Origin of the sequence: Bradyrhizobium sp. LB8.2, from assembly GCF_040548035.1 — a bacterium.
In the GTDB taxonomy this organism is placed as follows: Bacteria; Pseudomonadota; Alphaproteobacteria; order Rhizobiales; family Xanthobacteraceae; genus Bradyrhizobium.
Genome location: NZ_JBEPQV010000007.1, coordinates 224,732 through 236,099 on the forward strand (window position 1 = coordinate 224,732; position 11,368 = coordinate 236,099).

Annotated in this window: 12 protein-coding genes, 1 tRNA gene and 1 pseudogene; 6 read left to right on the forward strand and 8 right to left on the reverse strand. The window is 56.3% G+C overall.

The window, feature by feature from the left end:
* Window positions 1–6: 6 nt before the first annotated feature.
* The 3 genes and pseudogenes from ABIB06_RS11920 to ABIB06_RS11930 form a co-directional block, all read right to left on the reverse strand.
* Entirely contained in the window at window positions 7–582 is a 576-nt protein-coding gene (locus ABIB06_RS11920) for a hypothetical protein (RefSeq protein WP_354053095.1), read from the reverse strand.
* A complete protein-coding gene (locus tag ABIB06_RS11925) occupies window positions 566–805 on the reverse strand; it encodes a helix-turn-helix domain-containing protein (RefSeq protein WP_354053096.1) in 240 nt (79 codons plus the stop codon). The genes ABIB06_RS11920 and ABIB06_RS11925 overlap by 17 nt, the downstream gene beginning before the upstream one ends.
* Window positions 806–1,112: 307 nt before the next feature.
* A pseudogene (locus ABIB06_RS11930) lies at window positions 1,113–1,439 on the reverse strand (transposase); the annotation flags it as partial.
* A gap of 266 nt (window positions 1,440–1,705) precedes the next feature.
* Between ABIB06_RS11930 and ABIB06_RS11935 the strand changes: the two are divergent.
* Window positions 1,706–2,320: a 3-keto-disaccharide hydrolase gene (locus tag ABIB06_RS11935; RefSeq protein WP_354053097.1), complete on the forward strand. Its 615-nt coding sequence runs from the start codon at window positions 1,706–1,708 to the stop codon at window positions 2,318–2,320.
* Window positions 2,321–2,548: 228 nt separating this feature from the next.
* Here the strand turns inward: ABIB06_RS11935 and ABIB06_RS11940 are convergent, their stop codons facing one another.
* The 3 genes from ABIB06_RS11940 to ABIB06_RS11950 form a co-directional block, all read right to left on the reverse strand.
* The gene (locus tag ABIB06_RS11940) at window positions 2,549–2,962 is read right to left on the reverse strand and encodes a cupin domain-containing protein (protein ID WP_354053098.1); all 414 of its coding nucleotides are present in this window, start codon (window positions 2,960–2,962) and stop codon (window positions 2,549–2,551) included.
* A 619-nt stretch (window positions 2,963–3,581) separates the two neighbouring features.
* Window positions 3,582–4,364, reverse strand: coding sequence for an outer membrane protein (locus ABIB06_RS11945; protein ID WP_354053099.1), 783 nt, complete (start codon window positions 4,362–4,364; stop codon window positions 3,582–3,584).
* 394 nt (window positions 4,365–4,758) lie between these two features.
* The gene (locus ABIB06_RS11950) at window positions 4,759–5,115 is read right to left on the reverse strand and encodes a hypothetical protein (protein ID WP_354053100.1); all 357 of its coding nucleotides are present in this window, start codon (window positions 5,113–5,115) and stop codon (window positions 4,759–4,761) included.
* 1,288 nt (window positions 5,116–6,403) lie between these two features.
* Between ABIB06_RS11950 and ABIB06_RS11955 the strand changes: the two genes are divergently transcribed.
* The gene (locus ABIB06_RS11955) at window positions 6,404–6,712 is read left to right on the forward strand and encodes a hypothetical protein (RefSeq protein WP_354068703.1); all 309 of its coding nucleotides are present in this window, start codon (window positions 6,404–6,406) and stop codon (window positions 6,710–6,712) included.
* Between the two features lie 175 nt (window positions 6,713–6,887).
* Here the strand turns inward: ABIB06_RS11955 and ABIB06_RS11960 are convergent, their stop codons facing one another.
* On the reverse strand, window positions 6,888–7,238 hold the full coding sequence (locus ABIB06_RS11960) for a hypothetical protein (RefSeq protein WP_354068701.1): 351 nt from the start codon (window positions 7,236–7,238) through the stop codon (window positions 6,888–6,890).
* A 73-nt stretch (window positions 7,239–7,311) separates the two neighbouring features.
* Window positions 7,312–8,481 carry an ImmA/IrrE family metallo-endopeptidase gene (locus ABIB06_RS11965; RefSeq protein ID WP_354068698.1) on the reverse strand — a complete coding sequence of 390 codons (1,170 nt, stop codon included), beginning with the start codon at window positions 8,479–8,481 and terminating at the stop codon, window positions 7,312–7,314.
* Window positions 8,482–8,511: 30 nt separating this feature from the next.
* Between ABIB06_RS11965 and ABIB06_RS11970 the strand changes: the two genes are divergently transcribed.
* From ABIB06_RS11970 to ABIB06_RS11985, 4 genes are all read left to right on the forward strand, one after another.
* Complete coding sequence (locus ABIB06_RS11970; RefSeq protein ID WP_354068696.1) at window positions 8,512–8,997, forward strand: hypothetical protein; 486 nt, start codon at window positions 8,512–8,514, stop codon at window positions 8,995–8,997.
* Window positions 8,998–9,909: 912 nt separating this feature from the next.
* Window positions 9,910–10,389: a hypothetical protein gene (locus tag ABIB06_RS11975; protein ID WP_354068694.1), complete on the forward strand. Its 480-nt coding sequence runs from the start codon at window positions 9,910–9,912 to the stop codon at window positions 10,387–10,389.
* Window positions 10,390–10,448: 59 nt separating this feature from the next.
* A complete protein-coding gene (locus tag ABIB06_RS11980; protein WP_354068692.1) occupies window positions 10,449–10,661 on the forward strand; it encodes a hypothetical protein in 213 nt (70 codons plus the stop codon).
* Window positions 10,662–10,794: 133 nt separating this feature from the next.
* Window positions 10,795–10,868: transfer RNA gene (locus ABIB06_RS11985), tRNA-Gly, on the forward strand.
* Window positions 10,869–11,368 lie beyond the last annotated feature (500 nt).

An 11,368-nucleotide genomic window follows, 5' to 3' on the forward strand; every position in this document is an offset into this window, starting at 1 on the left:
TGCTTCTCAGAGCGAAGGCTTCGTGGCACCGACGTACGAACGTACAGCCTTGGCAACGCCTTGGGCCTTTTCTAATCCGATGGCCCGGATCAGGCTGCCCTGAGCCGTTAAGTTCCATCCGGCCTTGCTCCACGGGTTGTTTGCCTTTGCCGCACCTTCGGGCGAGCGATCCGTTTCCTTGGGCGAGGGGCCGGGCGATACTCCGTTTTTGGTATGCGTCGCACCCCAACGCACCATCAGCTCAGTGTAGAGCGGGGTGCCAACTTCCTTCATTAGCTCGCCGCGGGCCTTCAAGTTGATCGTCGGCCCGCCGAACGCCTGTTCTTCGAGCGACACGATGCTGTCAGCGAAAAACCAGTGCGGCTTAGCTTTCTTCAGATGCTCTGACGCGCAGAACTCTTCGATGGTCATACCCTCGAACCGGCCTTCGGAGCCGCGATACAAAAGCTCGCCGTCCATATTCTTGAATTGCGGGCCAAATAGTTCGATGGCTTCGCGAACGGCTGAGGGTTGGCAGCCTGCCTTAACCGTCAAGTCTTCGATTGTGAGGCAGGGATCACGGTACTCAAATGCAATCGGCATTGTTGGCTTCCTTTCGTCTCTGGCGCCGCTTGGGATGGGGCCAGCTCTCGATCCACTGCTCCAACTGATGCAGCGTCACACGGACGGCTTGCCCGCGCTGATGCGCTGGCAGCTCCTGAGAACGCACCGCGTTGGCGATGTGCCGCGCATCAATGCCGAGAAGTTTAGCCGCTTGCACAGGGCTAACGGCAATGATGGGCAATTTTTGAGGATCAATTGTCATGCCTTAGATTCTAAGGCTGCAACACTCGACAAACAACTAGCGTTTTGCGTTCGTTTTCTGCACGTGCTCCGCACGCGTTTTACTCTGCAAATCGCGATGTTTATACGAGCCGGCGATCTGTTGCCGACGGCCGAGACGGTCGAGTCGTTTATGTGTGCGATCGATCCACGGCAGACATTTGGGAGCTATGTCTGCTTGATCTCGGACAGCGGACTAGGCCGGAAGCGCTCGGGAGTTCACTAAGGGCCCAGGCCGTGTAAGAATCGCGTAATTTGTGGCGCTGATTTTGTCGCTCGGAGGGCCGACCTCACGCCCGCATCGCCTCCAGCAATCCGCCCACGCCCACGATCGTCATTACGCGCTTCATATTGTAGGCGGGGACATTGAGCGCCATCTCGGTGGCCACCTTTGGCAGATTTCTCGTGAGAAAGTGTGTTGCTCCCATCCAACACTTTATCGTGCCGAACGGATGCTCTACTGTCTGACGGCGGACACCCATTGCGTTGGGGTTGTGGTCGAGCCGCGTCTGAACTCTCTCCAAAACAGCTTCGTGCTCCCAGCGTGAGATGCGGCGCTCGGCGCCTGTCGTGCATTGAGCTTTTAGCGCGCAGGTTTTGCATGCGCTTGTCCAATAGGCGACATTGGGAGACGGCTTGATCCGTTACGTCGCGATCGGTAGCGCAGCGCGTCCACGACTGCGGTCGCACAGCTTTAGCGCCTCGTCGCCCCAAACGGCACCTCATGCGAAGGCTGTGAGCGCATCGCCAACTTCGTCATGTGGAGCCCTCCGTCCATCCACGCCTCTCCTATCTTCGTTGAATAGCCAGAATTTGCGCAAGGGCCTATTATCAGACTAGCGGCCCGGAGAGACAATCGGCAGACAACCAGGAGGAGATAATTATGCCAAAGACGTTGCGACATTCTTTGCAATTCGCACTTGCACTCGTCGCCTCGGGTTTCGCCATGAGTCAGGCGCTGCCGCAGGCTAAAGCTCAGGAAGCGGGCTGGATCACGCTGTTCGACGGCAAAGACCTCGAACAATGGGATCAAGTCGGGAAATCCAATTGGCATCTGGCGGACGGCACAGTAATTGCCGACAAGATGGAAGACAAAGAGGCCGGTTATCTCGTCAGCAAGAAGCCGTACAAGGATTTCGTGCTGCGCGTCGAATTCTGGCCGAGCGATGATGCAAACAGCGGCATTTATTTCCGCTGCCTCGACGCCAAGAAGATCACCGACCGTACCTGCTACGAAGCAAATATCTTTGACCAGCGGCCCGATCCGAGTTACGGCACTGGCGCGATCACACGTTACGTCGAGATCAATCCGATGCCGAAAGCCGGCGGCAAATGGAATACCTTCGAGATTACGGCGAAGGGGCGCGACATCACGGTCGTGCTCAACGGACAGAAAACGGCCGAGCTGCGGAACGGAATGTTCGATGAAGGCTCGATCGCCCTGCAACACGGCGCGGGAGCGATTAAGTTCCGCAAGGTGGAGATCAAGCCCTTGTAAGGCGGGTGTACGCTACGGCACGAGACTGCTACGCCTCGAAATTTCGATTAGGCGAATGTCGCCTATAGGTCACAAGCGCCTCTGGCCTCCACGCCGGACGACTTCCGCTCGACTCCCACTCCAGACCTGCCGATGCACTGCGCCGACCGACGCGATGGGCCAAGACCTGACGAATGCAACGCAGCAAACCGCCACCTCAATCAACCACTCGTCAAATCCGTTCTGAAGTCACTTGGCGGGTTTGAAGATGTCGACTGCGATCAAAGTGACGGGCTCCTTACCGTCGTTATGATGCCAATGAGTAGTGTTTTTTGCGGCAGAAGACGTATCTCCCGGACCAAAGGTCCTCGACGTGCCGTCCGCAAGGGTGACCGTATCGTGCCCCTCGAGGAAATAAACTACGGCGGGCCTGTCCTTGTGACTGTGCAATCCGATATGACCTCCCGGTTCAATAGTGAGCAATCGTAGTCGTAGTTGTCGCCCCGTCATTCCCTCAATTTCAGGACCCAGGTCGACAACGGTTGTCTTGCTCGCCGTAAATCCCCTGTTGTCCTTAGGAGCATCTTCGGAAGAGGCAACAATTGGGCATCCAAGGACAATTGCCAATGATAGCAAAGCAAAAACTATATTGCCTGATTTCATCACGTCCTCCCTTCGAACAAAGAAGCCCGCCCGCAGAGATTATTGCAAAACGGCAATTCGCAAAATACTTGCACAATAGTCTAACACTTAGAGGTTGGCTGGCAGGGCGATTGTCGGCTGTGGGTCAAAGGCGGCGGTCCGCACTGGAGGCGATGACTTCTGCTCTGCCCCTGACTCCCGACCTGCCGGTGCACTGCGCCAACCGACGCGATGGGCCATGAGCGGACAATAAGCTGGAGGTCAATTACGAATGTGCCGAGGCGCCAGAAGAATGATTGAGGACCGCAAGGACTCCATCAACGAACGCCTGGCATTCCGCGTGAGTTTTGAAAGTGCCTTTGTAACTTCCCAATAGGAAGACGGTGCGTCCATGGCCCTTCCCGAAAAAGTATTGGCCCACGTGTCTCCCGTCTTCGTCCTTGAGTGCCATACTGTCGATGCGTTGCGTTGCCTTGAGATCGGTCATGGGAAGCTTGATCTGCACGATGTGCCCCCGTGCGGTCGGCCCAAGTTCAGTATGCTGCCTATAATAGCTTTCGAAATAATCTGCCGTCTTAGCCAAGAAAAAGCCCGGCCAAAGGATAGCCGGGCTTAGTTGACTGGGTGGGTATTCAGAAGCTCAGTACCTGGTTACGCCCGCGCCGCCCCAATTGAAGCGATAGTTCACGCCCGCCTTGACCAAATCCAATTTTGTGGAAGAGTCGACAAAGGTGGCAGCTCCAACCGTCTGGTTAACCGTGACAATCTTCGACCCGAGGTCAATGTGATTGTACTCGACTTTCGCAGACCAGTTCGGCGCGAAGCCCCATTCGACGCCCGCGCCGACGACCCAACCATCGCGATCTACGGAGGTAGACGTATTAGAGAACGGGGCACCCGCGACAGTTACAAGGCCATTCGAGCCGCCATGGGTCCAGGCCCAGCCGCCCTTCGCGTAAAACAACCATTCATTCGCGGCGTAACCGATGCGGCCAGTTACCATCGCGATGTCGTCGGTCTTGACATTCGTAGAGGTTACGACGGCCGGGAACAGCGGACTTACAGTGCTAGAGCTGCCCTTTATATCGGTCCACGTATATTCGCCTTCGATGCCGAGAACCAGGCTATTAATTTGCCAGTTGAAGCCGCCTTGCACGCCGCCAAGGAAGCCGTCCGTGTCGGTCCGATTGAGTGGCGTGCCTGTAGGAAATGAAACGGTGCCCGGCGCGGCAATAGTGCTGTCAACCTGACCCCAGCCCCAGCCGATATGACCGCCGACATAAAAGCCGGACCAATTGTAGACTGCAACGACGGGCGCGACCGGTGCCTTCGTGTAAGGACGGGCCGCCATATCCGCTGCACTTGCTGGAACAGATAGGCTCAACACCATCATGCTAGCTGCAGCCAAAAGAAGTTTCTTCATGTGTCTCTCCCCAAAAATTCGATAACGACGAAAAACGTCTGCCATCTTGGTCATGATAATGTGATCGCGGGGTAATGCTGTAGCCCGCCTGCAACAGCTATCGGCGAAACGTACATGATTAATTCAATGTTTCGAAGGGTTTAGCGGAACCTAAAGCCCGTTTGCGTGCATATTAGGAAAGGGAACCCGCCATCGTCCTATCTGACGGCCCGGCCGCACTCAAAAAGAGTTTTTGCAGCCGAAGGGAGCAGTTGGCGACTGAATGTCTGCAATGGGTCTCACTTGCAGGCAGTTTCGTGGGTTCTCGCAAAGGTCCGCTCTAGGACCAAATGGCGACTCAAGGGGCCTGTCCCGGCCTACAGCGTTCGCCACTCTTCCCGAGACCCGTTATGCCTCACTGAGGGGTGCCGTGTGGTGGCGCGCTTGCGCGAAAGTATTCGATCGCCATGAGGTGGCCCGCGTAGCCGAACATCCCCGCGAGAGGAACGAAGACCGCGCAGGTGAGAAACGACGCTTTGACCGTCAGCAAGAGAAAGAGTGCTCCAGACGCCCACGCCACGCCCAACAACGCGCAAACGAAGTTGCTGTCCTCGCTGCTCAGTCGGGAAATCAGGACGAACACCGCCGTTAAGCAGACGCCCGTGATGAGAGCTGCATCCCAGCTCCAATGATACCACACGACCAGACAAACAACTACGATCTCGGAGTAAAGGAAATCGGTGCTCGATCGCCTACTGTTAGAAGTGCTCATCCTCGGCCTCGCCCAGCGGTTGCTACCTTCAACCCTCGCACGAACTGATGTCGACGCAAGCGGAACGCGACGCAGAGGTTACCGATCCATTATTGGGAGGCGTCGAGCGCGAATGTCAGGAGTTCTAGCCTCCTGTTGCTGCGGCTCGGCAGGGCCGATCGTGCGCGGCTTCATGAGGTTGTCGCCTCCGGCCCATCCGGCCGGCGACAGCGCGCAAGCTATTGAGTTTTGATTAAATGCCGGAGGGAGAATGAGTAAGGCAGGTAGGGCATTTGAGCCCATGTAGACATGTATTTCACACACGTACGCGTAACTGAGGTCTCAATACCCCACTTACCTCACTCGATAAGGACTTTTTCCGTTTAATCAAAACGCTCGGGTCTCGGGCTCGCGGTGAATTGGCTTGTGGGTGGAGGAAGTGGAGTCGCTGTGTTCGATTACGCTCGAATTCGCTTCTGCGTCGGATGAAAATCCGGGCCGTTAACTATCTTTATTAACCTTAACGACACTCGAACATTGGCGAGATCAAAAGCTCACCTTCGGACAACCCGAAACATACGGTAGAAGTTCGGGCAAGACGAAGTCCCACTGGATCGTTCGTGCACATACGATCTCAACCGACGCGAGCGTTAACGAATCCCTAATGCGCCGGGCACATGGCTTGGGCTGTTTCGGCAGAGCTATGCATTTGCCCATCAAAGAGGCTGGCACGCGGCTTGCGCGAGCCCGAAAAGATTCCATAACGGGTACTATGCGAAACCGCTTAACCATGTTCGGCCATGCTGCCTCCGCCTTGGGCAAGATCATGGTGAAGGAAGCGTTGACGCGAATGAACAGTGATCTTGCGCCGCGCTGTATCGGGCGGCCGAGCGCTGGGGCGAATTCGGAAGGGCGGAAGTGGGTGGATCGAGCTAGCGGGTAGGACCCTAAATCGCAGGGAGTGGCCAAAAGCTTATGTGCCCATGCGCAAGCTCGCGATTTGTCGGGAGGGTCGGAATTCTGAAAAAGAGAAACGAGTTTTGAAATCCAAACTCGCCACCGGGGGGTTGATTTGTAGAGAGCAGGACTGACGACAGACGGCTGTATGCTGAATTAACCACGCCTTGAGATGGCGTCCCCGGCCGCTTGCGAACGCGGTCTTGTCCTGCTTACATGGCTCTTGCATCAAGAGCGTCATCTGTCGGTGACGCATGTGGCAACCTAGGCGAGCTTCCCGCCCAAGGTGCTTTCTCAAAGATGATGCGGCTCCGGGATAGTCCCGGCGCAAAAACAAACGAGAGGTGACACCATGATGACGAAGTCGAACTTGAGGCTGAACCAGTTTCTCGGGAAACATGGCGTTGATCACATATCGTTCGCGCGAAGCGAATTGCTCCTGAAAGGTTTTGGCGGCAAGAGTTTTGTCGACCTTGTCGATATGGGGTTTACGCCTAGCCAGGCATTTGTTGTCGCTGGCGACTTCCTCGGGTCGATTGGTGGGCAGGGTAGCGACGAAAAGGTGCTCGATCACTATTCGGTTGACGAACTGCATGCCCGCTTCAATGCGACAATCGAAGCGGCGCGCACTACGATGAGGACACGTAAGGCGCGCCGTTAAGCCGGGCGGCCGAAACTACTGGACCTTGAAACCGGCCTCGCCGCGGCCAAGCATCACCAACTCCGGTTGCCCGAAGAGATGGCTCTCAAAGACGCGCCCCAGCGCGCCTTAGAGATCGCAGCGTTGCGCAAATCGACGCGGATCGTCCTCCTGCCGGAATAGCTACTCATCGGGCTTAGCCGAACTGGTCCGCCCAACCTGCCAGATCGATCACCTCACAGCCCATTCCATCATAGTAGGGCGCCTGCGACGCGCTCGTGATCAGCGGGTACTCGTTCAGCGACGCAATCGCTGCGGTGTATAAATCTGTTTCGCCGTCGTAAGGGCCGCGTGAGAAGCCCGAATTCAATCTGTCTGCGATTCGAGCCGCGCCCACCCGATACTGCTTTTTCATAGGTATCTTGTAGACCACAGACGGTTCAAGCTCTTCCGCTTCATCTTCGTAGAGCTCTTTAAATTCTTTCCATACCACCGCGGGGACACCAATCTCACCGGACGCAAGTGCGTCGATGAGCGGCTTCTTCAAATTGTTAGATCGGGTATTTACGAGTTCATGAAGTCCGGAGCAGTCGATGACGCACTTACACTCTTGCGTGTCATCAGTCATCATCGAGCCCCAAATCTTGGAGTTCGTCTGATGTTAGAGACCGTGCAAAATCGAAGTAGGCCTTCTGAAACTTAGGCTTGAGGCCGCTCGACCTATACAGGTTAATTTCGCTTAGTGAGCCGCTTTCCAATAGCGGAGCGAATGCCGTGGCGAAGTTGAAGCCAAAGCGGGCGAGCTTCACCTTTTCCTGCGGGGGCGGACCATTGGCGCCGCCGCCCTTCTCAGAAAAATCCGGATTGCCAAGATTATGGATCGCCCTTAGCCACTTCTCGTGACTGCCGTCTTTGAAGACCTTCAGCTCCTCAAGGCGTAACACAGTCGCCTGCTGGCTGATCTTCAAAGCGCGAGCACAGCGCGCTACCATGTTCACATCAGGATCGCTATTCGGAGTGATCTTGGCGAGCAACCTGCCTACAAACCTTTCAGGCACCAAGAAGCTACCAGCAAAGCGATTGCACAGCCGTTCAACGCGGTTCGCGTGGACGAACGGGTCCGAAATCCCGGTGACGCCCATAAGCACGTGCGCAAGTTCGTGCACCAAGGTGAAGAGGCGTCGGCCGCGAGTTTGCTGTTTAGTATTGACGAGAATGACCGGATAAATCGGGTGAGATAGGCAGAAGCCGCTGCCATCCTTCTCCGGAAAGCTGTCTTGAAGGACAAAGATGCCTCGGTCCTCAATCTTTTTCCGCACGATCACGTAGAACGCTTTCGCGTCCTTCGCCGCCAGTTGATCTTCGACCGAAATGCCAAAGAAGCTGCGAGCCAACAAGGCGAAGTCGTCGACTTCGCGGTTTGTCTTGGCGTTAAAATGGGGCAGCGCATCAGCGCCGCGGGCGAGGCCCTCTATTGCTGCGCGCTGCACACCTTCGGCAAACTGAATTGATTCAATCGTCTCCCTAGACTTGGGCCGCGGCTTTGGGTCGTCGGACCTGAAATCAGGAATGACGTCGTGCAGCTTCGGAGCGCGCTCCATGAAGAAAACAAATGATGGAAGAGACAACTCATGGGCGATATCGTTCAACAAGCCCTGCTTCGGCTCGGGCTCGCGCTCAAGCTCGCGATTTAGTTCCTCATCGTCTATGTTTAGGCGGCGCGATAGTTGGCGGCGCGTCAACGAGCGCGAGCGCAAGACGGAATCGAGAATGGCGGGGTTGAATGTCACGAATCACAGTCCGGCGTTGAGGGCGGCAAGATGAAATATGGTGATTTCTCGAGCATAGTGCAACTAGGAGTTGGTCTGCATATTGGCAGTGCCGTTCTCCAACTTTACGGTGAGATTGGAGCAGAACCTCTCGTCCGCACGCTAAGCCGCATCAGGGCAAGCATCGATGACCTAGACAAAGCCAAGGGGCAAGAAGCTCGCGAGGAGTATGAACAGCTTGCGAGCGACTACGACATTTTCAAAATTCGCCTTTTCAATGAATACAAGAACTACGTCAAAATCAATTCAGTCGTTGCTTTAGGGCTGTTTATCGTGCTCGTGATCATTGCATTCAAGAATGACGACCCAATTGAAGGTGACTGGGCGATGATCGCAATACCGATTGTCGCTCTAGCCGTTCTGCCTGCACTCGTTACGCTCGGAAGCCTCTGGGTCGACGCATCTCGCTTAGCAAGTGCAATGATGGTGCGAGCCGATGCTCTAGAGCAACGTGTGCTCAGGTTAGGCCTCTCGTAGCCACGATTCATCGGGCGAATGGTTACCCCGTCTGCCATGCCGGTGACCAGCTCGCTAAGGCGGGTGGAGTCAAGTCAGGTGCCGCAGACATCTCTTTCCATGGCGCTTCGCTTCCCGTCAGGTACAGGCCACCTATTAGAAAGGCCAATCACCGCCGCGACGATGCCTGTCAAAAGAGTGGATTTCGCAGAAAGCGTCCAGCCGCTCGAAGTCGGTAGGAAATGCCGTTCAAAGACGATCCTCTTCCAAAGTTGGTCAAGCTTCGCGACGGCGGTCTGCCAGAAGACTCGATCTCACTCCGCGCGCTTGACCGGTGCCGAGCTCGAAAAGAGGTGGCGTGCAGTGCGGCGGGCTCTCCGCCACGCGTCAACCTCATTGGCAAGCGCGCCTATCGTACGCTCACCATGGCGGGGTGATTGGGCCATCATAGCGCAAGATAGTCCGCGGCGAACGCGTCGCTATCGCCGCCCTGTCGCTCGATATCTATAGCAATTTGTTTAATGCGGCGCTCACGCACTGCTCTATCTGCCTGCCCCAGGCTCGCCAGCCTAGAACGGGCAAGCGCGGAGTCAAGCGTCCGATTCACCATAGCGATACTTTCGATTTGACCCCTTCGTTGGGACGACCTAGATCAGAACCGTTACCCGCGTAGAGAGCCCAGACTTCTGACGGATTGGTCTGGCGGCCGGAAGGTGCCCCGTAGAAAACGCAGTGATGTTCCGCTTGGCATCGCAAGGGTGACGGGAAAGCGGTTCCCACTTCAAACCGATGAACTGCCCGACCGGCGTCGTCTCCACTGAGGAGAACCCGCGTCTTTGTTCACGACTGTCGCAGCACGTCGCCGCGCCAGAACAGTCATGGTCACGGTGGGCGATATGCTCGCTGGAATTCGTAGCTCATTAGGAGGTCTAGATGGCCGAATACGAACCGCACGTTCTTCTTGCCTTAGAGAAGTACAACCAGATCGCTGCTCGGTTGCCGAAGAAACATAAGCGGCGGAGCCGCGCAGAGATAATCGCCGAGAAGGCGGAGATCACCGAGCGTAGGGCGCGACGCGAGAAAGTGAAGGCGCTGCAAAAGCGAGATGGCGAGCGTTACGATGCACGCGAGAGCAAGATTGAGGCTGCACGCGACGCAGCCGAGCGTGAATGGCTAAAGACGAACAGGCCCGACATAAAGCGCTTGCTCGATCGGCATGAGGGATGCTTGCCGCCTGAACTCGGCCATCTGAGCCCGCGGTGTTGGCATAATCCGACTATTGAGGAAGCGGCCGAAGAGGCTGCCAAGGATGCCGCCGCCGAGGCGTACGCTACCGCCTACATCGAAGTCTTCACCGATGGGATGAAGCAGGTCTTGATGGCACAGTACGCCACGATCGATCCGCTCGATTAGCGTCTAGCGCAAGGCGCCGGGCTCCATAGCCGGCGTCCATTGCTCGCAGGAGAATGAATATGTCAGCATTTAAGAACGTCGGTGAAGCGATTGCGCGCCGGGACGGGCTGATTACGAAACTGGCCGCAAATCGTGACGTGTTGCAGAAGTCCCGAAACGCAAAAGAGAGTCCCAGCAAAGCCGCGTCGGTGGCAGCTGCTGAAGCAGCGCACGACAAAGATTGCGGCGCCTTTGCGGATGCCCATATCTACGTTGTGGCCAACCGTGGCTAGGGACCGTCCCGCGCACGGATCAATCTTGATCCGCGCGGCCAGCAGGGTATGGTGACGGTAGATCAGCGGCCACACGATGGCCACATGGTCAAAAGTCGCGGAATCAGGTAACGCATTGATTTAGCAGCGATTTGCGGGCGTAGTTCAATGGTAGAACGGCAGCTTCCCAAGCTGCATACGAGGGTTCGATTCCCTTCGCCCGCTCCAATACCTAGCCGAAGTTCGCTCGACGGTTTTGCCGGCAGTTTTGCTGGATTTGTGCAATCTTTGGCCTCCATCTTCTTGATTCTAGCCTTTATGGCGGCCGTCCGATCGACATAGCGTTCGATGATCTTGTTGACGGACCGCTCTTCCCACGCGAGCGCTTCTGCGATCTCGCGCTCGTTGAAGCCAGCAATGTAGAATTTCGTGGCTGCTGTTCCCCGCAGATCGTTGAAATACAGATCCCGCTCCCGCATGCCGGCATCAATCTTTGCCTTGTTGAACGAGCTGCCGAAACCGTCGACGGTCCAAGGTCGACGCCGACTGCTAGTCAGGATCGTGGTTGCGCGCGTTGGTATGCGCGCGAGGATAGCTCGGTGGAGCCGGCAGGGAGAATGCGCCTCCGCAAGCCTTGGGCGATCTGTACGTCGTCCGCTTTCGATCTCGGTATATTCGGAGATCAGTCGCCCCGGCCGCGTAGACGCTCAATTACGGCTTGCCGTTGG

What these genes read in the sequence shown, in the direction of transcription:
- ABIB06_RS11945 (WP_354053099.1), bottom strand. Translation starts at nt 4,364, where the DNA reads ATGAAGAAACTTCTTTTGGCTGCAGCTAGCATGATGGTGTTGAGCCTA.
- ABIB06_RS11980 (WP_354068692.1), top strand. Translation starts at nt 10,449, where the DNA reads ATGTCAGCATTTAAGAACGTCGGTGAAGCGATTGCGCGCCGGGACGGG.
- ABIB06_RS11920 (WP_354053095.1), bottom strand. Translation starts at nt 582, where the DNA reads ATGCCGATTGCATTTGAGTACCGTGATCCCTGCCTCACAATCGAAGAC.
- ABIB06_RS11925 (WP_354053096.1), bottom strand. Translation starts at nt 805, where the DNA reads ATGACAATTGATCCTCAAAAATTGCCCATCATTGCCGTTAGCCCTGTG.
- ABIB06_RS11950 (WP_354053100.1), bottom strand. Translation starts at nt 5,115, where the DNA reads ATGAGCACTTCTAACAGTAGGCGATCGAGCACCGATTTCCTTTACTCC.
- ABIB06_RS11935 (WP_354053097.1), top strand. Translation starts at nt 1,706, where the DNA reads ATGCCAAAGACGTTGCGACATTCTTTGCAATTCGCACTTGCACTCGTC.
- ABIB06_RS11955 (WP_354068703.1), top strand. Translation starts at nt 6,404, where the DNA reads ATGATGACGAAGTCGAACTTGAGGCTGAACCAGTTTCTCGGGAAACAT.
- ABIB06_RS11970 (WP_354068696.1), top strand. Translation starts at nt 8,512, where the DNA reads ATGAAATATGGTGATTTCTCGAGCATAGTGCAACTAGGAGTTGGTCTG.
- ABIB06_RS11940 (WP_354053098.1), bottom strand. Translation starts at nt 2,962, where the DNA reads ATGAAATCAGGCAATATAGTTTTTGCTTTGCTATCATTGGCAATTGTC.
- ABIB06_RS11975 (WP_354068694.1), top strand. Translation starts at nt 9,910, where the DNA reads ATGGCCGAATACGAACCGCACGTTCTTCTTGCCTTAGAGAAGTACAAC.